A 25,115-nucleotide genomic window follows, 5' to 3' on the forward strand; every position below is an offset into this window, starting at 1 on the left:
GTGCGCGACCCGCAGACCTTCATCGCGGTGGGCGCGCTGGGCAACAGCACCGAGCTGCCGTTCCAGGCCGACGGCATCACGCTGGCGCAGGCGCTGGCCAAGGCGCGCGGCCTGTCGGACTTCGCCGCCGACCCGGCCGGGACGTTCATCTTCCGGTTCGAGCCGGCCAGCGTCGTGCGCCGGCTCAGCCCCGGCTCGAAGCTTCTGGGCACGCCTCTGGTGCCGGTCGTCTACCGGATCGACATGCGCGACCCCAACAGCCTGTTCGTGTCCCAGGCGTTCCGGATGCGCAACCGCGACCTGATCTACGTGTCGAACGCCCCCTTCACCGAGGTCCAGAAGGTCCTCACCGCCTTCAACGGCGTCACGGGCCCCGTCTCCTCGGCCGCCCTGGCCTATTCCTACGCCAAGTAAGGCGGCGCACCGCGACGTGGGCACCCACCCCACCGCGCGACGGATGCCGGGTTCGCGTCGCGCCGATCCGGCCGATGCGCGCGTCCGACCGAGACCGCGCAGACCGGTCGCCCGAATGCCGAAGGGGGCGCGGATGTGATCCGCGCCCCCTTCTTCGTAATGCTCTCGGGGAACCGGGGCTCCCGGCCCCGGCCGGGCTCAGACGCGCTTCGCCAGCAGTTGCTCGATCAGCGAGCCGCCCTTGTCGATGGCGGCGAGCTCCTCCGCCACCGCGTTCACGGTGTCGCGGATCTGGTCGGGGGTGTGCTCGGAGGTGAGGAAGAAGCGCAGGCGCGAGGCCCGCTCCGGCACGGCCGGGTGGATGATCGGCTGCACGTTGATGCCCCGGCGGAACAGCCGGTCCGACAGCGTCACCGCCTTCAGCGAGTCGCCGACGATGATCGGCACGACCGCGAGGCCGAGGCTGAAGCCGGTGTCGAGGCCGAGCTTCTTGGCGGTGGCCAGGAACAGGGTGCCGTTCTGGCGCAGGCGCTCGACCCGCTCCGGCTCGGCGTGCATCACGGCCAGCGCCGCCTCGGCGGCGGCGGCCAGCGGCGGCGACATGCCGACGCTGTACACGAAGCCGCCGGCCGTGTGCTTCAGGTACTCGATCAGCGCGATCGGGCCGCAGATGTAGCCGCCGCAGGTGGACAGCGTCTTCGACAGGGTGCCCATCCAGATGTCGACCTCGCGGGGGTCGACACCGCAATGCTCGAACAGGCCGGCGCCGGTGCGGCCGGTGACGCCGAGGCCGTGCGCCTCGTCGACCATCAGCCACGCGTCGTAGCGCTTCTTGAGGGCCACGAGCCCGGCGAGGTCCGGCGCGTCGCCGTCCATGCTGTAGAGGCCCTCGACCACGATCAGCGCCCGGCGATGCTCGTGGCGGGTCGACTGGAGCAGGGTCTCCAGGGCGTCGAGGTCGTTATGCGCGAAGGAGCGGCGCTGGGCGCCCGACAGCTGCGCGCCGGTGACGATGCTGTTGTGGGACAGCGCGTCGTGGAAGATCACGTCGCCGGCTTCCAGCAGGGCGCCGATGGTCGTGACATTGGTGGCGTGGCCGCTCACCATCACGATGCAGCCCTCGGACTGGTAGTGCTTGGCCAGCGCCTGCTCGAGGCTGATGTGCCCGGGCCGCTCGCCCGCCACCACGCGGCTCGCCGACGCGGAGGTGCCGTAGGCCTCGATCGCCTCCCGGGCGGCGTTGCTCACCCGCGGATGACCGTTCAGGCCGAGGTAATCGTAGGACGAGAAGTTGGTGAAGCTCTTCTGGTCGATCCGCGTCGTGGCCCCGGCCTTGGCGTCGTGGACGCGGAAGAACGGGTTGCCCAGACCGATCAGGTCGGCCGCCTGGCGCTGGAGCTTCAGCTCGCGGTAGCCCGGCAGGTTCTCGAAGTTCTGCGCCGCCGACTTGCCGGCGGGAGAGGCCGTCTTGACGGGGGCCGGGCGCGGCGTCGCGCGCCCGAGCCGGTTGGTCACGAAGCCGGCGAGCGCCGCGCGCCCGCCGTCAGGCCGTGCCGTGTCGGTCATGAGTTGGTCTCTTTGATCTCGCTGGACGTCTGCTCGATGAGTTCCTTGAGAGGCGCGAGGATCTGCGCATCGACCTCACCGCCGACATGCTTCGAGACGAGGCTCATCGCGACGCCGGCCGTCTCGTCCATGGGCGCGGAAACCGCCTGAATTAAGGACTCCGACAGCTCGTTGACGGTCATGCCCGACGAAAGTCCGGCGGGCGGCGCGTCGAGGGCGAAGCGCTCCTGCAGGCTGGCGCCGAGCTCGACGCCCATCAGCGAGTCGAGGCCGATCTCCGAGAGCTGGCGCACGCGGCTGATGTCGTCCTTCGGCAGCCGCAGGATGCGGGCGATGTCCTCGACGATCGCGTCCGACACGGTCTTGCGGACCGCGTCGAGGTCGCCGCCCTTGAGCAGCGACGCGATGTTGATCGCCTGGACGCCGCCGGCCTCGGCCTGCTGGTCCGAGCCGAGTTCGGCGTAGCTCGGCGAGCGCATGGTGGCGAGACGCTCGCGCGCCTTGCCCCAGTGCATCGCCGCGATGGCGATGACCGCCTCGTCGGGGGACGTGCCCTGGCTGCCCAGCGCCTCGGCCATCAGGTCGAGGCAGCGGCGGGCCTCCATCGGTGTGACGCCGACGCGGCCGGCGAGGCCTTCCATGACCGCCTTGTTGCGGGCGAGCATGCCGACATCGCCGATGGCGCCCCAGGCCACGGCCAGCGCGGGCAGGCCGCGGCGGCGGCGCTGGCGCGCGAGGCCCTCCATGAAGCCGTTGGCGGCCACGTAGGACCCCTGGCCCGGGTTGCCGATGAAGGTCGTCGCCGAGGAGAACAGGACGAAGTAGTCGAGGCTCCGGTCGCGGGTGGCGGCGTCCAGGTGCTGGGCGCCGATCACCTTGGGGCCGATCACCGCGTCGAGCGCCGCGGCGTCGATGTTGGAGATGAGGCCGTCCTGGAGCACCGCCGCGGCGTGCAGCACGCCCGCGAGTTTCCTGCCGCCCTGCTCGATCCCGGCGATGAGCCGGTCCACCGAGGCGCGGCTCGTGATGTCGACGGCCTTCGCCTCGACGGTCACGCCCCGCGCGGTGAGCTCCGCGACGATGGCCTTGGCCTCGTCGGTGGCCGCGCCCTTGCGGCCCGCGAGCACGAGGTGCTTGGCACCCCGGTCGATCAGCCAGCGCGCCGCCTCCAGACCGAAGCCGCCGAGGCCGCCGGTCAGCAGGTGGACGCCCTCGGCCGAGACCGTGAACGGCCGGGCCGTGTCCTTCATGATCGTGCCGGCCTTCGGCGGGCTGATCACGATCTTCCCGATATGGCCGGACTGCTGCATCAGCCGGAACGCGTCCGAGGTCTCGGCCGCCGTGAAGGGCTGGTACGGCAGGGGCTTGAGGCCGCCGTCGTTGAACAGGGCCATGACCTCGCGGAACATTCGCGCGCCGTCGTCGCCCTGGTGCTGGATCACCTGGTCGAGGTCGACGCCGAAGTAGCTGAGGTTCCGCCGGAACGGGCGCAGGCCGATATGGGTGTTGGCGACGTAGTCGCGCTTGCCCAGCTCGACGAAGCGGCCGAACGGCCGGAGGGCGTTGAGTGAGCGCTCCATCGCCTCGCCGAACAGGCTGTTCAGCACGATGTCGACGCCGTCGCCGGTGATCGCCCGGACCTCGTCCACGAAGGCCAGCGAGCGGGAATCGAGCACGTGCTCGGCGCCCAGCGCCTTCACGAGGGCCCGCTTCTCGCGGGAGCCGGCCGTGGCGATGACCCGGGCACCCTTCAGCTTGGCGATCTGCAGGGCCGCCAGACCGACGCCGCCCGCGCCGCCGTGGACCAGCACCCACTCGCCGCGCCGCATCCGGGCGCAGGAGACGAGGCCGTAATAGGCGGTGAGGAAGGCCACCGGCACGGTGGCGGCCGCCATCGGGTCGAGGCCGTGCGGCATCGGCGCAACGACGAGGTCCGGCACAACGATGTGAGTCGCAAAGCCCGACTGCGCGAAGGCGACGACCGGGTCACCGACCTTGAAGCCCTTCACGCCCGGGCCGACGGCGGTGACGCGGCCGGCACACTCGAGGCCGAGGCGGGGGCCGGCGAAGCCGTCCTCGAGGATCTCCTCGGGGAGCATCGAGAGCGCCCAGAGAACGTCGCGGAAGTTGAGGCCGGTGGCCTCGACCGCGATCTCCATCTCGCCCTTGCCGGGAGCGCGGCGCTCGGCCGGCCCCCAGACCATCTCGCTCAAGCCGCCGGTGTTGCTGCGCTCCAGGCGCGCGGCCTCGGCCGGGACGGCGTCGGCCGGATCCCGGTGCTGCGGCCGGCCGGCGTGGAAGCGCACGACCTGGGTCCGCTCGTCGTCCAGCACGATCTCGGTCTCCGGGGTGCCGGAGAGGATGAGGTCGCGCAGGCGCTCGGAGGCGCGCTTCGACGACATCTCGGGGGAGAGGTCGATGCGGCGGACGTCGAGGTTCGGGGCTTCGTTGGCGAGCGTGCGGGAGAAGGCCCACACGCCCGCCTCGATGTTGGTGGTCTGGCCGCCGCGGTCGCGGGTCGCGCCCGGGGCCACGACCCAGAGCTTGGTCTGGCGGGATCCCAGGTGCTCGGTGCAGCGCTTCAGGCTGAGGCAGCGGTCGCGCAGGCGCTCGGACGCCTCGCCGCCGCGGGTGAAGGCGCCGGCCAGGAACACCACCGTGTCGGGGGTCTCCTTCTCCAGCTCCATCAGGGAGGTCTCGGAGTCGAGGATGATCGAGACGTGCACGCCGCCCGCGACCAGCAGGGTCGCCAGGGAGGAGGCGGTCTCGGCCGCGAACTCGTCGTCCGAACCGATGATGAAGGCGAAGCTCTGCGCCGGGGCCGGACCCGGGCGCACCGGCGCCTCGGCCGTCAGCAGCAGGTCGTCGCCGTTGGCGGAGGCGGCCCGCTCGACCTCGACCTTGACCAGGCCGTGCGCGCTCAGGATGCGCTGCCAGCCCTCGATATCCTCGAGCCGGCCCACGGGCAGGCCGCCCGCGGCCTCCTCGAACCAGCCGGCCGTCAGGCCGAACACGAGGTCGCGGAACAGGGAGGCGCCCGGCTCCACGGCCACCAGCAGGCCGCCGGTGGCGAGCGCCCCGGCGAGCTGGCCCGGCAGGGCCCGGTCGCCGCGGTGCAGGCTGCCCGACGCCAGGATCAGGTCGAAGCTGCCGGGCGCGAGCTCCTCGGCGGTCTCGATCACGGCGGCGGCGCGACCGAGCGACAGGCGGGCGCGCTCGGCGAGCCGGCGGTCGGTCTCGAACACGGTGAGCCGGGCCTCGGCGGCGGCCGCGAAGGTCGCGGTCTGGGCCGAGAGCGGGCCGAAGCCGACCTGCAGGACGCGGAGCGCCCGCTCCTTGGGAAGCTGCGCGCGGCTGCGCTCGATCAGGTTGGCGACCACGTCGGCGCCGTGGCGCGCGGTGGCCGAGCGCAGCACGAAGGCGTCGATCGCCCCCTGCGGCAGGGACGGCGCGTCGGTGAGCGTGCCGGCGAGCAGCCGGTCGACCAGGGCGCCGACATCGGCGATCAGCACCAGCTCGGCCGAGAGGTCCGGATGGTCGCCGGCGATCCAGCGCATGATCTCGTCGGGCGCCGGCAGGGCGGAGCCGTCGCCGAGCGTCCAGTTCTGGCCGGCGCGCTCGGCGAGGCCGCTGCTCTCCAGGGCGTAGAGCGCGTTCAGCAGCCAGGGGCGCAGGGCCTCCGGCACGCGGCTGTCGGTGACCGAGACGGTGGCGCCCTGCGCCAGCCCGGAGGCGAGGCGGTAGGCGAGCGAGGTCGCCCAGCCCTCCAGCAGGAGGTGGCCCGGCGACAGGGCGGCGTCGGACGGCCCCTTCGACTCGGCGGCGAGCGGGCGCAGACGCGCGGCCACGCTCGGGCGGCGCTCCATCGGGATCGCGGTCGGCTCGGTGGCGAGCTCCGGCACCTGCGAGATCGCGAAGGTCGAGAGGTCGCCGCCGCTCTTGGCGCGCAGGGCCTGGAACCGGCCCTCGCGGATCGTGGCGATGACCGCGCCCTCGGCGTCGAGGAGCGTGAAGTCGGCCAGGATTGAGCGCTCGTTGCAGCGGCGGGTGCGGATGATCGAGCGGGCGATCACCGCGCCGGGGCGCAGCATCCGGACCTCGCCGAAGCGCACCGGGATGTAGGCCTTGCCGCCGTTCTCGCCGAGCAGGTCGGCGAACAGCAGGATCAGCCCGTGGAAGCAGGCGTCGAGCCGGTTCGGCACCAGGCCGTAGCGGGTGTCGGGCTCGGCCGGCAGCAGGTCGGAGACGATCGTGGCGTCGTCGAGCCGCGCGCTCATCGCCACCTGCTGGAAGCTCGGGCCGAAGCCGAGCCCGGAGGCGAGGGCCTTGGCGTAGAGCGCGTCGCCGGTGAGGACGTGGTCGCCCGCGGTCTCGAAGCTGAAGCCGTCGAGATCCGGTGTCTTCGGGGCCGAGAAGGTGCCCTCGACGATCTTTGCCTGGGCATGCAGCTGCCAGGGGGTCTGGGTCAGGCGGGGCCGGCTCAGCACCTGGATGCCGTTGCCGGAGCCCGACAGGCGCACCGCGACCTCGCGCAGGGCGTCCTCGGCGAACACCATCGGCGCCACGATCTCGAAGTCGGCCAGCACGACCTCGTCGTCGCGCAGGGCCTCGCGAACGCAGGCCAGGGCCATCTCGACGAAGCCGGCGCCCGGCATGATCACCTGGCCGTCGACCTTGTGATCCTCCAGTTCCGGCACGGTCACCGGGTCGACGAAGCCGTTCCACTCCAGCCCGTCGAAGGTCGTGCGCGACCCGATCAGCGGGTGATAGGGGCGGGGGCTCATCGCGCCGACGCCCTCGGTGGTGTCGGCGAGGCGGAACGGGCGGCGCTGCCACGGGTAGGAGGGCAGGCGGACGTCGCCCTTCGGGGCGTCGCCGAACAGCAGCGTCTCGTCGACCTGCGCGCCCTGGACGAGGGCGGCGCTGACCGCCTTGGCGATCGGGTCGCCGCCGGAAGCCTTGCGGTGCATCACGCCGACCGTGGCGGTCTCGATGCCCAGCGGCTCGACCGCGTCACCGACGTGCGACATCAGGGTCGCGCGCGGGCCGACCTCCACGAACACGCGGGCGCCGCGGCGGGTGGCGTCCTGCACGGCCTCGCAGAAGCGCACGGGCTCGCGGATGTTGCGCCACCAGTAGCCGGCGCCGAAATTCTCGCCGCCCAGCACCGAGCCGGTCACGGTCGAGACCATCGCGGTGGCGCCGGTCCGCGACTTGAGGCCCGCGAGGTCGCGCAGCAGCGGCTTCTCGGTCGGGTCCATCAGCCGTCCGTGGAAGGCGTAGGCGAGGTCGAGCTTGCGGCCGCGGCGGCGCTTGCGCGACAGGGCCTTGATGGCGGCGTCGATGTCGGCCACCGGCCCGGCGACCGTGACGGCTTTGGGGCTGTTGTAGGCGGCGATGTCGAGGGTCGGGTAATCCTTGAGGAAGGTCTCGACCTCCTCGGCCGGCATCAGCAGCACCGCCATGGTGCCCTGGCCGTGCGTCGTCTCCTGGTGGTGGCTGCGGTAGTAGATGACCCGGACCGCGTCCTCCAGGCTGAGGATCCCGGCGGCCTCGGCGGCCGCGATCTCGCCCACGGAGTGGCCGAGGACGTAGGACGGGATCAGGCCCTTCGCCTTGAGCGCGGCCGTCGAGGCGCTCTCGATGGCGAAGATCAGCGGCTGCGAGACGCTGGTCAGCGCGAGGCGCTCGTCGAGGTCGTCGGCGTAGAGCGCGTCCTTCAGCGACCAGTCCGAGTAGGCCCGGAACAGGGTGTCGATCCGGTCGAAGGTCGCGCGGAAGGTCGCGTTCTCCTCGTAGGCCTCGCGGCCCATCCCGGCCCACTGGCTGCCGTTGCCGGAATAGATGAAGGCCACCTCGGCGACGCGGTCGACCGCGGTGCCGGTGAAGGCGTCCTGCGTGTCCTCACCTTCGCCGACGGCGCGGAGCGCGGCGGCGACGTCGGTCTTGCCGTCCAGGGCGACGGCGAGGCGGGCGGGCATGCGCTCGCGGCGGTGCGCCACCGCGGCCGCCACCGTCGCGGCCTGCTCGGGGGCGGCCTCGAGGCGCTCGGCGTAGTCGAGGGCGAGCTCGTTCAGCGCCGCCCGGCTCTGGGCCGAGAGCAGCAGCACCTGGGCCTGGGGCTCCGCGGTCGCCGCCGCGGGCTTCGCCCAGGCCGGGGCGTCGGTGATGACGACGTGGGCGTTGGTGCCGCCGAAGCCGAAGGAGTTGACGCCGGCGAAGCGCTCGCGCGAACCGCGGCCGATCTTCAGCGGCGCGCGCACGACGTCCAGGTTCAGCTCACCGAACGGGATCTCGGGATTGAGCTCGGCCGCGTGCAGCGACGGCGGGACGAGATCGTGCTCGAGCGCCAGAGTCGCCTTCATCAGGCCGGCGAGGCCGGAGACCGGCTCGGTGTGGCCGATATTGGTCTTGATCGAGCCGATCGGCAGCGGCGCCTGCCGGCCGCGGCCGAGCTTCGAGCCGATGGCCGAGGCCTCGATCGGGTCGCCCACCGGCGTGCCGGTGCCGTGCGCCTCCATGAAGGCGAGGTCGTCGAGGCGGATCTCGGCCTCGCGGTAGACCTTCTCCAGCAGGGCGCCCTGGGCGTAGCCCGAGGGGAGGGAGATGCCGGTGGTCCGGCCGTCGGAGTTGATGCCGGAGGCGGCGACGACCGCGCGCACGGTAGCGCCGTTGCGCCGCGCGGCCTCGGCCGACTGCAGCACGAACACCACGCCGCCCTCGGAGCGCACGTAGCCGTCGGCATTCTTGGAGAAGGCCTGGCACAGGCCGGTGCGCGAGAGCATCTGCGCGGTGGAGAAGCAGATGAAGTTGAACGGGCTCGCCAGCACGTTCACGCCGGCGACGACCGCGGTGTCCACGCGGCCCGACCGGATCGCCTGCACGGCGTTGTCGAAGGCGACGAGCGAGGACGAGCAGGCCGTGTCGACCGTAAAGCTCGGGCCCTTGAGGTCGAAGATGTAGGAGATGCGGTTCGAGATGATCGAGAGCGTGTTGCCGGTCGCCGCGTAAGCGTCGCCCGACGGCGCGTCGAGGATGCGCAGGTTGCCGTAATCGAGGGACGAGGCGCCGACGAACACGCCGATATTGCTGCCGGCCACGCTCGACGGGCGCAGGCCCGCGTCCTCGAGGGCTTCCCAGGTCAGCTCGAGCAGCATCCGCTGCTGCGGATCCATCTGCTCGGCCTCGCGGGGCGAGATGCCGAAGACCGACGGGTCGAACGACCAGACGTCGTCGATGACACCGGCCGCCCAGGTGTAGCTCTTGCCGCGCTCATGGGCGCGCGGATGGGCGAACCGCTCCAGGGAGAACCGGTCGGCCGGCACCTTGCTGACGGCGCAGCGCCCTTCGGACAGGAGTGACCAAAGCCCATCCACGCTGGGGGCCCCGGGCAGTCGGCATGCGCGTCCGACGATCGCAATGTCTGTACGTTGTGTCACGTTCGGTTCGCACACGCTCGTTATCGGAAGTCGGCTCGGCTCTCGACGAGTGAGTACCCTCTCACCCCTTACTGTGGCACCATTGCGGTGTCCAACCAGCCCTAACGCGAGGTCATCCCCGCGTGGCAAAATTGCCAGAGGCTGTGACATGTATTCATCAGAAGCTTATCCAATTCCTACGGTCAAAACGCCAAGTTTGAACCGCCGGACCGGCTGCCGAGACGCGGGCTCGATCACGAGAAAGCCACAGTTGCGCCTCCGCGGACGCCGCCCGTCTAGCGGCATCGATGCCGATTCCGGAAGAAATCTTCGCGATGTCGCGCAGGTCCCGCACAGGAATCCGGGCTCGAAGGCCGGCGCAGTGATGATCAAGACCCGATCCGGGCGACGCTCTCCTTGGTTCGTCCGACGCCGCAATAGGTGAAACCGTGGCGCGCGGCGCTCGCGGGGTCGTAGATGTTGCGCAGGTCAATCAGCACGGGAGCCGCCTCACCGGACGACATGGCCTGACGCAGCCGGTCGAGGTCGAGGGCCCGGAACGCGTTCCACTCGGTGACGATCACCACCGCGTCGGCGCCCTCGGCGCAGGCGTAGGCGTTCTCGGCGTAATCCACAGCCGGCATCAGGATCCGAGCCTGCTCCATGCCCTCGGGATCGTAGGCGCGGATTACGGCGCCGGCGTCCTGCAGACCCGCCACGATCGCCAGCGCGGGCGCGTCGCGCATGTCGTCGGTGTTCGGCTTGAAGGTCAGGCCGAGGAGGGCGATCGTCTTGCCCCGCACCGACCCGCCGCAGGCCTTGATCACCTTGCGCGCCATCGCGCGCTTGCGCTGGTCGTTGACCGCAACCACCGTCTCGACCAGCCGCAGCGGCGTGCCCGCGTCCTGCGCGGTCTTGACCAGGGCCAGCGTGTCCTTGGGGAAGCACGAGCCGCCGTAGCCCGGCCCGGCATGCAGGAACTTCGGACCGATCCGGTTGTCCAGGCCGATGCCGCGCGCCACCGCCTGCACGTCCGCGCCCACCGCCTCGCACAGGTCCGCCACCTCGTTGATGAACGTGATCTTCGCCGCGAGGAACGCGTTCGCCGCGTACTTGGTCAGCTCGGCCGTCCGGCGCGAGGTGACCATGATCGGCGCCTGGTTGAGGTAGAGCGGCCGGTAGACCTCGCGCATCACAGCCTCGGCCCGGGCCTCCTCGGCGCCGACGACGATGCGGTCGGGGCGCTTGAAGTCGGCGATGGCCGCGCCCTCGCGCAGGAACTCGGGATTCGAGGCGACCGCGAACTGCGCCTCGGGATTGGTCTCGCGGATGATGCGCTCGACCTCGTCGCCCGTGCCCACCGGAACGGTCGACTTGGTCACAACCACGGTAAAGCCGGACAGGGACCCGGCGATCTCCCGGGCGGCATCGAACACGTAGCTCAGGTCGGCGAAGCCGTCGCCGCGGCGGGAGGGCGTGCCCACCGCGATGAAGACCGCGTCCGCCTCGGCCACGGCGTCCCGCATGGTCGCGCGGAAGGCGAGCCGGCCCTGGCGGACGTTCTCGGCGACCAGGACGTCGAGGCCCGGCTCGTAGATCGGCATGCGGCCGGCGTTCAGGCTGGCGATCTTGTCGGGGTCCCGGTCGATGCACACGACCGTGTGGCCGAAATCGGCCAGGCAGGCGCCGGAGACCAGGCCGACATATCCGGCCCCAATCATCGCAATCCGCATCGGGCCCTCCCGGCAGCTCGCCCTCGGCTTGCTGCGATGCAACATGATCCGGGCCGCGTGAGGATGCAACCCGGGCCAGCCTGGATCTGCTCCAGTCTGTCACGGGAATGCAACACCCGCGAAGGATGACTGTAGTTTGACAGCGGGTCCCGGAGCGCCCCGCATCGGCCGCCGATCCGCGCGGCGCGCCTCCGCGACGGCGCGCGGGGCGGCTTCGCAGCGCGGGCGGCTTCCTGTAGAAGCGCCCCCGCCCGACGGGGAGGCCCGGATCCGCCCCCGAGGACCCGACCCAAGGATCGGCGAAGGACCGCGATGACCGAATTGCCCAACGTGCACGTGCGTGCCGAGGTCCTGGCCCAGGCGCTGCCCCACATGCAGCGCTACGACCAGGAGATCGTCGTCATCAAGTACGGCGGCCACGCCATGGGCGACCGGGCCGCGGCCGAGGACTTCGCCGAGGACATCGTCCTGCTGGAGCAGTCCGGCCTGAAGCCGATCGTCGTGCACGGCGGCGGACCGCAGATCGGCAAGATGCTCGACCGGCTCGGCATCCAGTCCGAGTTCCGCGGCGGCCTGCGCGTCACCGACGAGGCCACCGTCGAGGTGGTCGAGATGGTCCTGGCCGGCCTGATCAACAAGCAGATCGTCGGCTGGATCTCGGCCGAGGGCGGCCGGGCGGTCGGCCTGTGCGGCAAGGACGGCAACATGGTCCGGGCCAAGCGGGCGATGAAGACCGTCGTCGATCCCGAGAGCCGCGTGGAGCAGACCGTCGATCTGGGCCTCGTCGGCGAGCCGGACCACGTCGAGCGCGGCGTCCTCGACGCGGTGCTCAAGGCCGAGCTGATCCCGGTCCTGGCGCCGGTCGCCTACGGGGCGGACGGGCAGACCTACAACGTGAACGCCGACACCTTCGCGGGGGCGATCGCCGGGGCGCTCCGGGCCAAGCGCCTGCTGCTGCTCACCGACGTGCCGGGCGTCCTCGACAAGGACAAGAAGCTGATCCCGGAACTCACCGTGGAGGATTGCCGGCGCCTGATCGCCGACGGCACCATCACGGGCGGGATGATCCCGAAGATCGAGACCTGCATGTACGCGATCGAGCGCGGCGTCGAGGCGGTCGTCATCCTCGACGGCAAGGTCAACCACGCCGTGCTGCTCGAGCTGTTCACCGATTACGGTGCCGGCACCCTGATCCGTCGCGGCTGAGATCCGGACCGCCCGCGCACCGTGCCGGATCCCGGCGCGGCGCGCGGGCGCAACCTCCGCGCGCCCAGCGCATTGTCGTACCCCGCCCGCCCCGGAGGGGCCGGCCCCAGCAAGGTCCGGGCAAGGTACCGGCAAGCACCGAACTTGCGAGCTTGACCGTTCCAGTCCAGATTCCGGGGCAACAGCAACCTGAGGGGTTCCGGTGCACCACCCCGACAAGGCCCAGTTCACCACGCCCGCGGCGCGCGGCTTCGCCGATGTCGACACCTGGGTGTTCGACCTCGACAACACGCTCTACCCGAGCGACGCGGCGGTCTGGCCGAAGGTCGACGAGCGCATCACCCTGTACGTGATGCAGCTCTACGGGCTCGACGGGATCTCGGCCCGCGCCCTGCAGAAGTACTTCTACCACCGCTACGGCACGACGCTGTCGGCGCTGATGGTCGAGTCGCGGGTCGATCCCCACGACTTCCTCGATTTCGCGCACGACATCGACCATTCGTCGATCAAGCTCGACAAGAGCCTCGGCGACGCGATCGAGCGGCTGCCCGGGCGCAAGCTGATCCTGACCAACGGGTCGCGCCGGCACGCCGAGAACGTCGCCGCCAAGCTCGGCATCCTCGACCATTTCGAGGACGTGTTCGACATCGCCGCCGCCGACTTCGTGCCGAAGCCGGAGCGCACGACCTACGAGCGGTTCCTGGAGAAGCACGCCGTCGAACCGACCCGCGCGGCCCTGTTCGAGGACATCGCCCGCAACCTCGCGGTGCCGCACGACCTCGGCATGGCGACCGTGCTGGTGGTGCCGAAGGTCACCGATCCCTACCGCGAGGCCTTCGAGCAGGAGGCGGTGCGCGAGCCGCATATCGACCACATCACGGACGATCTCGCCGCCTTCCTCTCTGCCTGCGTGCTGCCCGAAGTACGACCCGCCTCCGGGGAGCGCCGCTGACGCGAGGCCGGGGCGCTTCACGGGCGGCGCGCATCGGGCCCTGATCCCAAGTCGACCGACGATCCGCCGCGCCGGCAGCAGCGCGGACGGATCGCGGCGGCAACCCAATCGACAAGCCGGCGCCGATCCTGTAGAGAGCCGCCCAACTCACAACAGGATCGCCGAAATCCTGGCGCCGATCGCCCATGAGGGGCGGAACGGCGCGACGGCCGGAGCTATGCCATGAACATCATCGAGCAGCTGGAGCGCGAGGAAGTCGCGCGCCTCGCCAAGACCATCCCGGATTTCGAGCCGGGCGATACGCTCATCGTCAACGTCCGCGTGAAGGAAGGCGAGCGCACCCGCGTCCAGGCCTACGAGGGCGTCTGCATCGCCCGCTCGGGCGGCGGCCTCAACGAGAGCTTCACGGTCCGCAAGATCTCCTACGGTGAGGGCGTGGAGCGCGTCTTCCCGGTCCATTCGCCGATGATCGACTCGATCAAGGTGGCCCGCCGCGGCAAGGTGCGCCGCGCCAAGCTGTACTACCTGCGCGACCGGCGCGGTAAGTCGGCCCGCATCGTCGAGCGCACCGACCGCTACAAGGCCAAGGACACTCCGGCCCCGGCGCCCGCCGCCGCCGAGTAAGCTGTCCGATTCGCTCCGCAGGCCGGAGCGATCGCCTAGTTTCAGACCGGTCCGGCTCAGCCGGGCCGGTTTTTTCGTGGCCGACAGGTCCGTCCAGTCGGCCGATAGCGCTCCTCAGGCAGCCCGGATCCCGTCAAGGAGCCAGTGGATCTCGGCGGAGAGCTGATCGGACCTGCGCGACAGGTCGATCGCGGCGCCGAGCACCTGCTCGGCCGCCTCGCCCGTCGCCTCGGCGCCCTGCGAGACCTCGGCGATGTTGCCGGTGACGGCCTCCGTGCCGGCCGCCGCGCGCGCGACGCTGCGCACGATCTCCTCGGTGGTCGCGCCCTGCTGCTCGATCGCGGCCGCGACGGACGCGGCGAGCGTGCTGACCTCGCCCACACTGCGGCCGATCCCGTTGATCGCCTCCACGGCCTGCCGGGTCGAGGCCTGGACCGCGCCGATCCGCGCGGCGATCTCCTCGGTCGCGGCCGCGGTCTGCTCGGCCAGCGCCTTGACCTCCCCCGCCACGATGGCGAAGCCCCGGCCCGACTCGCCGGCCCGCGCCGCCTCGATCGTGGCGTTGAGGGCGAGGAGGTTGGTCTGACGGGCGATGCCCGCGATCATGCTGGCGACGGCCCCGATCCGCTCGGCCCCGTCGGCGAGATCGCCCACGAGGGCGTCCGTGCGCCGCGCCTCGGTGGCCACCCGCGCGGTCTTGGCCGAGGATTGCGCCATCCGTCCGGAGATCTCCTGGATGGTGATCGCCATCTCCTCGGTGGCCGCGGCGACGCTCTGCACGCTCCCGGCGGTCTCCTGCGCGGCCCCGGCGACGCGCGTCGCTCGGGCACTCGTGCGCGACGCCGTCCGCGCCATCGCCTCGGCGGTCGCCTGCATCTCGGTGGCGGCCGCGGAGACGCCCGTCATCAGCGCCCCGGCCCGGGCCTCGAACGCCCGGGTGAGCGCGTCGAGGGTCTGCGCATGCCGGACCTTGGCCTCAGCTTCGCGCGCGACCGCCCGGTCCGTCTCGGCCTTGGCGACCAGCGCCTGCCGGAACACTTCGACGGTCCGGGCCATCTGACCGATCTCGTCCGTCCGCTCGAGTCCCGGTATCGGCTCCGCGCCGTCGCCCCGGGCGAGCGCCTGCATCCGGCGACCGAGGCGGTCGAGCGGGCGCGTGATGCCGCGCCCGATCAGGACGGAGCCGATCACCCCGAGCGCGCCGACCCCGAGCAGAAGGCCGGTCGCCGCGAGGGCGAGCGTCTGGAAGGCGGCCCTGATGTCGTCGGTGTAGGTCCCCGCCGCGATCATGATGTCCCAGGGCTCGAACCTGACGGCGAGCGTCGTCTTCGGAGACAGGCCTTCGTGCCCTGGCCGGGGGTAGAGATAGCTCAGCGTCGCCGTGTCGGAGGTCTTCAGCCGTCCGATCAGCGTTCCGGCCGCGCGAACGCCGTTGACCCGAGTCTCCAGCTGGTTGCTGCCGACGAGACGGCGGTCGGGGACCGCCAGGACCGTGCCGTCCATCGTGTAGATGGCGACGTAGTTGGTGCCGTTATCGAATCGCATGGCCATGGCGGTCTCGGCCAGCTCCGCCAGGGCCGCCTCACGGGACAGGGCGCCGCTCCTGACCCGGCTCTCGAGACTTTGCGCATAGGTGGTGAACAACTCCGTGACCGTGCGCAGGGACTGCAGCCGCCCCGACAGCATTTCCTGGTAATACATGCGCAGTCCGATGACACCGATGACCGATATAAGTAGACCTATCAAGGCAATCTGCGTCATCATCCTACGCGATAGATTTTTACTCAAAAATATCTTTATCATAATACGTTCCGCGAGATCGACAAACTCGTCGATGCTGCGGTGTGGCCTGATAAATCTGAGCCCGCATGTCAACGTAATCTCGCAGATCTGGATCGAGATCTGAAAGACACGCGGTTCAGGCGCGCAGGGCGGGCGAGGAAGCGGTCACCCGCGACGCGGTCTGCGCCGGCTGCAGGAGCGGGCCGTCAGTCGGCGAGCAGAACCTGAGATCGTGCCCGTGGCGCGGGGCCACGCCCGACCAGCCCGAATGACCGGGATCGAGTCGCTCCCTTGCACGCAGAGCTCGGGCACGATGGGGATGACGTCATCTGCGGATCGGAGTGGCGCCGCGGCCCGACGGAACGGCGCGGAGACGGCGCGATCGGGAGCGGGACAGGCGTCTAGCCGATCCGCGCGGTCACCTCGATCTCGACGCGCATCTCGGGGCGCAGGAGGCCCGCCACGACCACGATCGTGGCGGCGGGCCGGACGTCCGCCAGCACCCGCCCGCAGACGGCCAGCACGGCCTCGGCATCGTCCCGGTCGGTGACGTAGTAGGTGGCGCGCAGGACGCCGCCGAGGCCGGTTCCTGCCTCGGCGAGGACCGAACGGATCGTGCGCCAGCAGGCCTCGGCCTGCGCGGCGGCCCCGTCGGGCATCGTCATCGTGGCGTAGTCGTAGCCGGTCGTCCCGGACAGGTAGACGGTGTCGCCGTCGACCACCGCCCGGGAGTAGCCGTAATCCCGCTCGAACGGGGACCCCGACGTGATCAGCCGCCGGCTCATCCGCCGCGCAGGGCCTCCAGAACCTTGCCGCCGGCGCGGCCCGTGGGTGTCATGCCGAGCCGGCGCTCGACGTCCTTGATGGCGTCGCGCGTCTTCTGGCCGACCTTACCGTCCGGCTCGCCGACGTCGTAGCCGCGGGCGGCCAGCCGGGTCTGGAGGTCGCGGCGCTCGGCCCGCGACAGGGGCGGGTCGTCGGTCGGCCAGGCTGCCTGGACGCCGGGCCGGCCGCGCAGCCGGTCGGACAGGACCGCGATGGCGAGGCCGTAGGATTCGGCGGCGTTGTACGAGTAGATCGCGTCGAAGTTCCGGGTCACCAGGAAGGCCGGTCCGTCGATGCCGGCCGGCGCCAGGATCCCGGCCGGGCCCTCGCCCGAGAGCGGGCGCCCGTCCGCGCGGGTGACGCCGAGCGACGCCCAGTGGGCGACCGGCTTCTTGTTCTTGCGCCCGGCGGCGCCGACGTTGAAGCCGCGGGGCAGCTTCACCTCGTAGCCCCAGACCTGACCGTTCTGCCACTTGGCGACGCGCAGGAAGTTGGCGGTGGAGGCGACGGCGTCGGCCACGGAGTCGACCACGTCGCGCCGGCCGTCGCCGTCGCCGTCCACGGCGAGTCGCTGATAGGTCGTCGGCATGAACTGGGTCTGGCCGAAGGCGCCCGCCCAGGAGCCGGTCAGCCGCTCCGGCGCGATGTCGCCGCGCTCGATGATCCGCAGGGTGGCGATCAGCTCGCCGCGGAAGAAGTCCCGACGGCGGTTGTTCGAGCAGGCGAGCGTCGCCAGCGACTGCACCAGCGGCATCTTGCCGAGATTCTTGCCGAAATTCGACTCGACGCCCCAGACCGCCGCGATCGTGTAGCGGTCGACCCCGTAGCGCGACTCGGCCTGGGCGAGCGCCGCCGCGTTCTGGCGCATGGCCGCGCGCCCGTCCTCGACCCGCTCGTCGTCGACGAGCGCCGCCATGTAGTCCCAGATCGGCGTCTTGAACTCGGGCTGCGCCTGGGACAGCTCGATCACCTTGTCGTCGTAGCCGATGCCGCTCGTGGCGGCCCGGAAGGTCTGCGCCGAGACGCCCGCCGCCGCCGCCTGCGACTGGATGCCGGCGAGGCAGCTGTCGAAATCGGCCCGCGCCGGCAGGCTCGCCAGGGGCAGGACCGCGATGCCGGCGAGCAGCCCGAGCGCGCGCGCCGTCCTCGGTCCCGTCGGGTGCTTCGGCATGCTGACGATCCTCACGATGCGGAACGGAGTCTGGGCGCGGATTCAGGCGACATGTGGGTTAACGAACGGTGAGGAAACCCGCCTCGTCTTGACCCTGCGGCCTACCAACCGGTAGGTTGGCACCGTACTGGCGCATCGCCGGTCGGGTCAACGAACAGGGAGACGGGACGCATGATGAAGGACTGGAATCAGTACGGCGCCGAGCTCGTCAGCACGCTCGGGCGCATCGGTGCGGTGAGCCCGGACCTCCTCAAGGCCCACGACCAGCTCGCCGCGGCGGCCCCGACCGAGCGCAAGCTGGACGCGAAGACCCGCGAGTTGATCGCCCTCGCGGTCGCGGTCACGACCCGGTGCGACGGCTGCATCGCGGTGCATTCCGACGCCGCCCGCAAGGCCGGCGCGAGCAAGGAGGAGGTCGTGGAGGCGCTGGGCGTGGCGGTGGCACTGAACGCCGGCGCCGCCCTGGTCTACACCGCCCGCGCCTTCGAGGCGTTCACCGGCGAGTCCGGCTGAGCCGACCGGGATAGGGCCATGTCCGGTTCGCCGGGTCCGGGGCTCGTCTTCAGGACGGCGTGCCGGCCCGGTCTCGGCTGCCCAGGCGGTCCAGATAGGCGCAGAGCATGTCGGCCAGGGCGTCCGCGAAGGTCGCCATGGCCGCCTCGGTCCGGACCATCTCCGAGATGCGCTCGCCGACCTCGCCGAGCGTCATCGCGATGATCTCGCCCGCGACCGCCAGGTCCGTCTCGGGCGCCGCGGGAAGTGCCGCGCGCAGGAAGTCGCGGAACGCCTGCGAGCCGGCCAGCTGCGGCTCCGCGGCCTCGGGCGCGTCGCGATAGGCCGGGGCGGCCGCGTCGAGGGCCCGGCGCATCGCGGCCTCCGCGCATTCCGAGCGCACGAAGGCGTGGACGGCGGCGCGCAGGCGCTCGCCGGGCGCGCAAGTGGGATCCGTCAGGAGGCCGGCGAGGAGGGCGCTCGTGTCCCGCCACTCGTCGCTCTGGAGCTGGAACAGGATCGCCGCCTTGTTGGGGAAGTACTGGTAGAGCGAGCCGATGCTGACGCCGGCGCGCTCGGCGACCCGCGCCGTCGTGAAGCGCGCCGCGCCGACCTCCGCCAGAACCTGAGCGGCGGCCTCCAGAACGGCCGCGACGAGGTCGCTGGAGCGCGCCTGCCGGGGCTGCTTTCGCCTGGCGATTCCGAGACTTGGCCGGTCGGGCATGGGGCGGGGCTCGGAACGCGAATAGGCGCGGGCAGGGGGCGCCGGTACTCTGCGTCGTGTTCAGTTGAACGCGCAAGACGGAAAGCAACGCGCCATGTCACTCTCAGCATCCACACTCGCCGAACCGCGTATCGCGTCGCTGTTGGACAGTCTCTTCGCGCAGGCGGAGGCCTCCTCACCCTTGAGCGCCATCGGCGATCTCTCGGCGGACGAGCGGGCGCGCCTCATGGGCAGCCGCACCGGCTACCGGGACTTCTACAGCCGGCTCAAGGATATGCCCCTCGCGGTCTCTCGGGAGACCGGCCGGCTGCTCTACATGGTCGCGCGAACCCGCCGGGCGCGGACGATCGTCGAGTTCGGCACGTCCTTCGGTCTCTCGACCCTGCACCTCGCCGCGGCCCTGCGCGACAACGGCGGCGGCCGGCTGATCACCTGCGAGTTCGAGCCGTCCAAGGTGGTGCGGGCGCGGGCGAACCTGATGGAGGCCGGGCTGGCGGACCTCGTCGAGTTCCGCGAGGGCGACGCCCTCCAGACCCTCGGCCTCGACCTGCCCGACTCGGTCGACCTGCTGCTCCTCGACGGGGCGAAGGGGCTCTATCCGGAGGTTCTGAGCCTCGTGGAGAGTCGCCTCGGACCGGGGGCCCTGGTGGTCGCCGACAACGCGGACCACAGCCCGGACTACCTGCAGCGGGTGCGCGCGCCGAGCCGCGGCTACCTGTCGGTGCCGTTCGCCGAGGACGTGGAGCTGTCCATGCGGCTCGGGTGAGGCAGGCCCTGGCCTCGGACCGGCGGTCGCCTCAGCGCGACGCGACCGCCGTCGGGACGCGGGTCCGGTCGCTCAGGCCCACTCGCGCTGGGCGAGCTTCTGCTCGTAGGCGTCGATGGAGGAGACTCGCTCCAGCGTCAGCCCGATCTCGTCGAGTCCGTTCAGCAGGTTGTGCTTGCGGCCCTCGTCGACGTCGAAATGCAGGGTGCCGCCGTCCGGTCCCCGGATCGTCTGCGCCGCCAGGTCGACCGTCAGGGTGGCGTTCGCGCCGCGCTCGGCGTCCTCGAAGAGCTTCTCCAGATCCTCGGGCGACACGACGATCGCCAGGATGCCGTTCTTCGCGCAGTTGTTGAAGAAGATGTCGGCGAAGCTCGTGGAGATCACGCAGCGGATGCCGAAATCGGCCAGCGCCCAGGGCGCGTGCTCCCGGGACGAGCCGCAGCCGAAATTATCCCCGCACACCAGGATCTTGCTGTTCCGGTAGGCGGGCTGGTTGAGGATGAAGTCCGGATTCTCGGAGCCGTCCTCGCGGTAGCGCATCTCGGCGAACAGGCTCTTGCCGAGGCCGGTCCGCCGGATCGTCTTCAGGTACTTCGCCGGGATGATCCGGTCGGTATCGACGTTGATCGTCCGCAGGGGCGCCGCGACGCCCTCCAGGGTGGTGAACTTTTCCATCGTCTGACGGCTCGTGTCGGTGGTCTCTCTGTCGCGCGGTTTAGCAGCCGCGGGCCCGGGCCGGAAGCGTCAGGCAAGGTCGGGCGCCGTCGCCCGGGACAGGGTGCCGTCGTGGAGGGCCGAGGCGACCAGCGCCCCGGCGATCCCGGCCGCCCGGAGCGCCCGCAGGTCGTCCGGGCCGCGCACGCCGCCCGCCGCGTAGAGGCGGCGATCCGGCGCCCGCGCGCGCAGGGCTCCCAGGGCCGCGAGGTCCGGGCCGGCCCCGGCGCCGACCTGCGCCAGCGTCATGGCGATCACCTCCGGCGGCCAGAGCGCCGGATCGTCGTGGAGGGCCGCCGGGCCGAGCCGCTCCGCGCCGCGCGTGTCGAGGGAGAACACCGCCCGGTCGCCGAGCCGCGTCACGAGGTCGGCATTCGCCTGGCTCTCGCTGCCGATCACCGGTCGCCCGAGCCCGGCCTCCAGGAACGCCGCGACACCCTCCGGCTCGGCGAAGCCGGCATCGACCCACAGGGCGATCCCCGGGCAGGCGCGGGCGATCGCCTCCAGGGCGCGGAGATCGGGCGCGGCGCGGTCGATGATCGCGTCGAGATCGGCGACGTAGAGGATCGCGGCGGGCCACGCGTCGACCAGCCCGCGGGCCACCGCGTCCGGCGCCGAGCCCTTTGCCAAGGGCGTCTCGATCGGGGCATAGGAGGAGCGCTCGCCCCGGCGCGCCCGCACCACGCGGCCGCCCCGGAGATCGAGCACCGGGATCACCGCGAAGCCGGGGCGCCCGATCCTGTGGTCCATCGAGGCGCTCATCGCGGTCCCATGCGCTCATCAAACCCAACGACCATCGGGTGGGACCTCGGCGGGGTCCACGTCAAGGTCGCCCTGGTCGAGGACGGCCGGGTCGCGGCCGCCGCCCAGGTGCCGTGCCCGCTCTGGCAGGGCCTGCCGGCCCTCGACCGGGCGCTGGAGGCCGCCCCCGACTGGGCCCGCGGCGCGGCCCTGCACGCCGTGACCATGACGGGCGAGCTGACCGACTGCTTCGCCGACCGGCGCGACGGCGTCGCGGCGCTCGCCGGATGGGCCGGGTCGCACCTCGCCGGGACCGTGCGGATCTACGCCGGCCGCTCCGGCCTCGTCGCCCCCGAGGCGGCCGCGTCCCTGTCGGCGGACGTGGCCTCGGCCAACTGGCACGCCACCGCGGCGCTCGCCGGCCGGCACGTCCCGGACGCGCTGCTGGTCGATATCGGCTCGACCACCGCCGACCTGATTCCCGTCGTGGGCGGGCGGGCGGCCGCGACCGGCTACAGCGACGCCGAACGGCTGGAGACCGGCGAGCTCGTCTATACCGGCGCGGTGCGCACGCCGGTGATCGCCCTGTCCGACAACGCCCCCTTCGCGGGCCGCCGGACCCGGCTGATGACCGAGACCTTCGCCCACATGGCGGACGTCTACCGCATCCTCGGCCAGCTCCCCGAGGGCGCCGACCAGCAGCCGAGCGGCGACCGCAAGGGCAAGACGGTCGCCGAGAGCGAGACCCGGCTCGCCCGGATCGTCGGGCGGGACCGGGCGGAGGCGCCCGGAGCGGCCTGGACGGCGCTCGCCGCCCATTTCGCCGAGGCGCAGCTGCGCCTGCTGCACGACGCGGCGGCGGAGATCCTCAGCCGGCCCGATCTCGGCGCGGACGCGCCCCTCGTCCTGTGCGGCGCCGGCGCCTTCGTGGGCACCCGCCTCGCCGAGCGTCTCGGCCGGCCCTCGACACCGCTCGTGACGCTGCTGGCGGACCGGATCGGCGGCGCGCGCGACGGCATCTCGACCTGTGGACCGGCGGTGGCGGTCGGCCTCATCGCCGCGGAGGAGGCACTCGCATGAGCGCAATCAAGATCCTGGCCCGGATCCTGACGGCCCGGGTCGGGCCGCATATCGAGCTGGCCGTCGAGACGGAGACCGGAGAGGTTCTGAAGGTGCTCGCCACCGAGGACCAGGTCGACCGGCTGGTCGACGAGCTCGAGGACATCCTCAACTCGCCCGCCGACCCGGAGGATGACGGGCCGCCCCAGGCGGCCTGAGGCCCCGGGACCCGCCGGTCGCCATGAGCCTGATCGCCGCCAAGATCGTCGTCACGCCGACCCTGATGTGGGCCGTGTCGGCGGCCGCGCGCCGGTGGGGCAGCCTCGTCGGCGGCCTGCTCTCGGGCCTCCCGCTGACCTCGGCGCCGATCTCGATCTACCTCGCCGCCGAGCAGGGCGAGCGCTTCGCCGCCGACGCGGCGATCGGCTCGGTGGAGGGGCTCGGCGCGGTCACCGTCAGCTACCTCGTCTACGCCGTCGCCGCGCCGCGGACGGGGGGCCTCGCGGCCGCGCTGCTCGCCCTCGCGGGCTTCGTCCTCGGCGGCGCGCTGCTGCACGGGGTGATCCAGCCCGGCCTGTGGCTCGCCACGGCGATCGACCTGCCGGCGATGGCCCTGGTGGTCGCCCTGTGCCGGCCGGTCGCGGGGACCGAATCGCCGGCCCGCCGGGCGCGCCCGCCGCGCTGGGACATGCCGGCCCGGCTCGCGGCCGCCACCGCCCTGGTCCTGATGGTCTCGGGGCTGGCGCCGCATCTCGGCTCCGGCCTGAGCGGCGTCCTGGCGCCGATCCCGATCATCTCCTGGCCGCTCATCGTCTTCGCCCGGGCGCAGGACGGCGTCGGCGCCGCCCTGGAGGTGGTGCGCGGCAGCGCCCAGGGCGCGTTCGGCGTGCTGGCCTTCTATGTCTGCGTGCACCTGCTGCTCGGGCGGATCGACCCGGTCGCGGCCTACGCCGCCGCGATCGCGGTGTCGGCGGCCTGCGTGCTGCCGTGGCTGGTCGCGCGACGGCGCCCGCTTTCCGCCTGACCGCGCCGAGGCGACCGCGGAGGGGATCGATGCTGCCGGAGACCGGAATCCCGACCCTCACACCGGGCTACGCGGCGGTGCCGCCCGGCCATCTCGCCACGATCGTCACCAGCCTGGAGATGCTGCGCCCGCCGCCCCCGCGGCCCGGACGGCCGTTCCCGCCCGGGCTCGCCCTCGAGCCCCTGGAACGCACCGACCCGGAGACCTACCGGAGCCTGTTCCGGGCGGTGGGCGCCGACTGGCTCTGGTTCTCGCGCCTCACCCTGGCCGACGAAGCGCTGGCGGCGATTTTGGCCGACCGGGATGTCGAGATTCTCGCGCTGCGGCGGGACGGGCGGAACGTCGGCATGCTGGAACTGGATTTCCGCCGGCCCGGCACCTGCGAGCTGGTCTTCCTCGGACTGACCGGGGACGCGGTCGGGACCGGGATCGGCCGCACGCTGATGAACGCGGCGATCGGCCGGGCCTGGGCGCGCCCGATCGCGCGGTTCTGGGTGCATACCTGCACGCTGGACCATCCCGGCGCGCTCGCTTTCTACCGGCGCTCCGGCTTCGTTCCTTTCGCGATCCACGTCGAGGTCGCGCCCGATCCGCGGCTCGACGGGACCCTGCCGCGCGACTGCGCCCCGCACGTGCCGCGGCTCGGCTGAGCCGCTGAGGGGTCCGGATACGAAGAGACCCGCGGCCTCGCGGCCGCGGGTCTCGTGTCGTCAGTCGCGCGCGCCGGTCAGGCGGCGGTGCGCTTGCGGGCTTCCTGCTTCGTGTCGACGCCGGCCGCTTTGATCTCGGACAGCTTCTGCGCGACGTTGCGCGAGAACACGAACTCGGCCGGGCGCTGGTTCTCCAGGCTGACCTCGGGGGCCATCTCGCCCTCGGTCTTGATGCCGCGGATCGCGTGCACCAGCGGCTTCCAGGGCTTGCGGACCGAATCGACCACCGAGGAGGCCTCGTAGCCCGAGTGGACCATGCAGTCGGCGCACTTCTCGTAGTTGCCGGTGCCGTAGGCGTCCCAGTCGGTGGTCTCCATCAGCTCCTTGAAGGTCGCGGCGTAGCCCTCGCCGAGCAGGTAGCAAGGCTTCTGCCAGCCGAACACGGTGCGGGTCGGGTTGCCCCACGGGGTGCAGTGGTAGGTCTGGTTGCCGGCCAGGAAGTCGAGGAACAGGCCCGACTGCTGGAAGGTCCACTTCTCGCGGCCCTTCTCCTTGCCGTGCCGGAACACGCCGCGGAACAGGTCCTTCGTCGCCTTGCGGTTCAGGAAGTGCTTCTGGTCGGGGGCGCGCTCGTAGGCGTAGCCGGGGGAGACGGTGATGCCGTCGATGCCCATTCGGGTCACGCTGTCGAAGAAGTCGGCGATCTTCTCCGGCTGGGAATTGTTGAAGAAGGTGCAGTTGATGGTGACCCGAAAGCCCATCTCCTTGGCCTTCGCGATCGCCGCCACGGCCTTGTCGTAGACGCCGCGCTGGCACACCGACTGGTCGTGCATCTCCTTGTCGCCGTCCAGATGGATCGACCACGTGAAGTACGGGCTCGGCTTGTACTCCTTGATCTTCTTCTCGAGGAGCAGCGCGTTCGTGCAGACGATCGCGAACTTCTTCTGGGCGATGATGCCCTCGACGATCTGCGGCAGGTCCTTGTGGAGGAGCGGCTCGCCGCCGGCGATCACCACCACCGGGGCTCCGCACTCGCGCACCGATTCGAGCGCGTCGGCGACCGGGAGGCGCTTGTTCAGGATCTCGTCCGGGTAGTCGATCTTGCCGCAGCCGGCGCAGGCCAGGTTACAGCGGAACAGCGGCTCCATCATCATCACAAGCGGGTAACGCTTGCGGCCCGTGAGGTGCTGCTTCAGGATGTAGCCGCCGATCTTCGCGACGTACCGGAGGGGGATACCCAAGATTGCGGCTCCT

Annotated in this window: 19 protein-coding genes and 1 pseudogene; 10 read left to right on the top strand and 10 right to left on the bottom strand. The window is 71.6% G+C overall.

All coding sequences use genetic code 11. The features are described 5' to 3' along the window. Positions 1-414: pseudogene (locus H288_RS0124815) on the top strand (sugar transporter); the annotation flags it as partial. A 198-nt stretch (positions 415-612) separates the two neighbouring features. Here H288_RS0124815 and H288_RS0124820 read toward each other — a convergent pair. The 3 genes from H288_RS0124820 to H288_RS0124830 form a co-directional block, all read right to left on the bottom strand. Then, positions 613-1,980, bottom strand: a complete 1,368-nt coding sequence (locus tag H288_RS0124820; protein ID WP_012317954.1) for an aminotransferase class I/II-fold pyridoxal phosphate-dependent enzyme — start codon at positions 1,978-1,980, stop codon at positions 613-615. Next, positions 1,977-9,419, bottom strand: a complete 7,443-nt coding sequence (locus H288_RS0124825) for a type I polyketide synthase (RefSeq protein ID WP_026605264.1) — start codon at positions 9,417-9,419, stop codon at positions 1,977-1,979. The genes H288_RS0124820 and H288_RS0124825 overlap by 4 nt, the downstream gene beginning before the upstream one ends. 368 nt (positions 9,420-9,787) lie before the next feature. Beyond that, entirely contained in the window at positions 9,788-11,131 is a 1,344-nt protein-coding gene (locus H288_RS0124830) for a UDP-glucose/GDP-mannose dehydrogenase family protein (protein WP_026605265.1), read from the bottom strand. A 312-nt stretch (positions 11,132-11,443) separates the two neighbouring features. On the opposite strand from H288_RS0124830, the gene argB reads away from it, so the two are divergent. The 3 genes from argB (at position 11,444) to rplS (ending at position 13,913) form a co-directional block, all read left to right on the top strand. Continuing rightward, complete coding sequence (argB, locus tag H288_RS0124835) at positions 11,444-12,337, top strand: acetylglutamate kinase (RefSeq protein WP_020095286.1); 894 nt, start codon at positions 11,444-11,446, stop codon at positions 12,335-12,337. A 202-nt stretch (positions 12,338-12,539) separates the two neighbouring features. Then, the gene (locus H288_RS0124840) at positions 12,540-13,289 is read left to right on the top strand and encodes a pyrimidine 5'-nucleotidase (protein ID WP_020095287.1); all 750 of its coding nucleotides are present in this window, start codon (positions 12,540-12,542) and stop codon (positions 13,287-13,289) included. Positions 13,290-13,511: 222 nt separating this feature from the next. Beyond that, positions 13,512-13,913 (top strand): 50S ribosomal protein L19, encoded by a 402-nt coding sequence (rplS, locus tag H288_RS0124845; RefSeq protein WP_020095288.1) that lies wholly within the window; start codon positions 13,512-13,514, stop codon positions 13,911-13,913. 114 nt (positions 13,914-14,027) lie between these two features. On the opposite strand, the gene H288_RS0124850 is transcribed toward rplS, so the two are convergent. The 3 genes from H288_RS0124850 to H288_RS0124860 all read right to left on the bottom strand — a co-directional run bounded on the left by H288_RS0124850 (position 14,028) and on the right by H288_RS0124860 (position 17,691). Then, complete coding sequence (locus tag H288_RS0124850; protein ID WP_020095289.1) at positions 14,028-15,614, bottom strand: methyl-accepting chemotaxis protein; 1,587 nt, start codon at positions 15,612-15,614, stop codon at positions 14,028-14,030. 482 nt (positions 15,615-16,096) lie between these two features. Next, positions 16,097-16,480, bottom strand: coding sequence for a RidA family protein (locus H288_RS0124855; protein WP_020095290.1), 384 nt, complete (start codon positions 16,478-16,480; stop codon positions 16,097-16,099). Then, positions 16,477-17,691: a lytic murein transglycosylase gene (locus H288_RS0124860; RefSeq protein WP_020095291.1), complete on the bottom strand. Its 1,215-nt coding sequence runs from the start codon at positions 17,689-17,691 to the stop codon at positions 16,477-16,479. Before H288_RS0124860 ends, H288_RS0124855 begins: the two co-directional genes overlap by 4 nt. Positions 17,692-17,862: 171 nt before the next feature. On the opposite strand from H288_RS0124860, the gene H288_RS0124865 reads away from it, so the two are divergent. Next, entirely contained in the window at positions 17,863-18,204 is a 342-nt protein-coding gene (locus H288_RS0124865; protein WP_020095292.1) for a carboxymuconolactone decarboxylase family protein, read from the top strand. A gap of 49 nt (positions 18,205-18,253) precedes the next feature. Here H288_RS0124865 and H288_RS0124870 read toward each other — a convergent pair whose 3' ends face one another. Then, positions 18,254-18,907, bottom strand: coding sequence for a TetR family transcriptional regulator (locus tag H288_RS0124870; RefSeq protein WP_020095293.1), 654 nt, complete (start codon positions 18,905-18,907; stop codon positions 18,254-18,256). A 94-nt stretch (positions 18,908-19,001) separates the two neighbouring features. Between H288_RS0124870 and H288_RS0124875 the strand changes: the two genes are divergently transcribed. Further along, a complete protein-coding gene (locus H288_RS0124875) occupies positions 19,002-19,673 on the top strand; it encodes an O-methyltransferase (protein ID WP_026605268.1) in 672 nt (223 codons plus the stop codon). Positions 19,674-19,745: 72 nt separating this feature from the next. Here the strand turns inward: H288_RS0124875 and leuD are convergent, their stop codons facing one another. Beyond that, on the bottom strand, positions 19,746-20,348 hold the full coding sequence (gene leuD, locus H288_RS0124880; RefSeq protein WP_020095295.1) for a 3-isopropylmalate dehydratase small subunit: 603 nt from the start codon (positions 20,346-20,348) through the stop codon (positions 19,746-19,748). Positions 20,349-20,417: 69 nt separating this feature from the next. Then, a complete protein-coding gene (locus H288_RS0124885) occupies positions 20,418-21,149 on the bottom strand; it encodes a HisA/HisF-related TIM barrel protein (RefSeq protein WP_020095296.1) in 732 nt (243 codons plus the stop codon). Positions 21,150-21,158: 9 nt separating this feature from the next. On the opposite strand from H288_RS0124885, the gene H288_RS0124890 reads away from it, so the two are divergent. The 4 genes from H288_RS0124890 to H288_RS0124905 are packed head-to-tail and all read left to right on the top strand — an operon-like array spanning position 21,159 to position 23,861. Next, entirely contained in the window at positions 21,159-22,208 is a 1,050-nt protein-coding gene (locus H288_RS0124890) for a hydantoinase/oxoprolinase family protein (RefSeq protein ID WP_020095297.1), read from the top strand. Then, complete coding sequence (locus H288_RS0124895; protein WP_012317969.1) at positions 22,205-22,405, top strand: hypothetical protein; 201 nt, start codon at positions 22,205-22,207, stop codon at positions 22,403-22,405. The genes H288_RS0124890 and H288_RS0124895 overlap by 4 nt, the downstream gene beginning before the upstream one ends. Positions 22,406-22,428: 23 nt before the next feature. Beyond that, the gene (locus H288_RS0124900; RefSeq protein WP_020095298.1) at positions 22,429-23,211 is read left to right on the top strand and encodes a hypothetical protein; all 783 of its coding nucleotides are present in this window, start codon (positions 22,429-22,431) and stop codon (positions 23,209-23,211) included. A 29-nt stretch (positions 23,212-23,240) separates the two neighbouring features. Continuing rightward, entirely contained in the window at positions 23,241-23,861 is a 621-nt protein-coding gene (locus H288_RS0124905; RefSeq protein WP_020095299.1) for a GNAT family N-acetyltransferase, read from the top strand. A 77-nt stretch (positions 23,862-23,938) separates the two neighbouring features. Here H288_RS0124905 and hpnH read toward each other — a convergent pair whose 3' ends face one another. After that, on the bottom strand, positions 23,939-25,102 hold the full coding sequence (hpnH, locus tag H288_RS0124910; protein WP_020095300.1) for an adenosyl-hopene transferase HpnH: 1,164 nt from the start codon (positions 25,100-25,102) through the stop codon (positions 23,939-23,941). Between the last annotated feature and the right edge of the window lie 13 nt (positions 25,103-25,115).

This window comes from Methylobacterium sp. 285MFTsu5.1, assembly GCF_000383455.1.
Classification (GTDB): domain Bacteria; phylum Pseudomonadota; class Alphaproteobacteria; order Rhizobiales; family Beijerinckiaceae; genus Methylobacterium.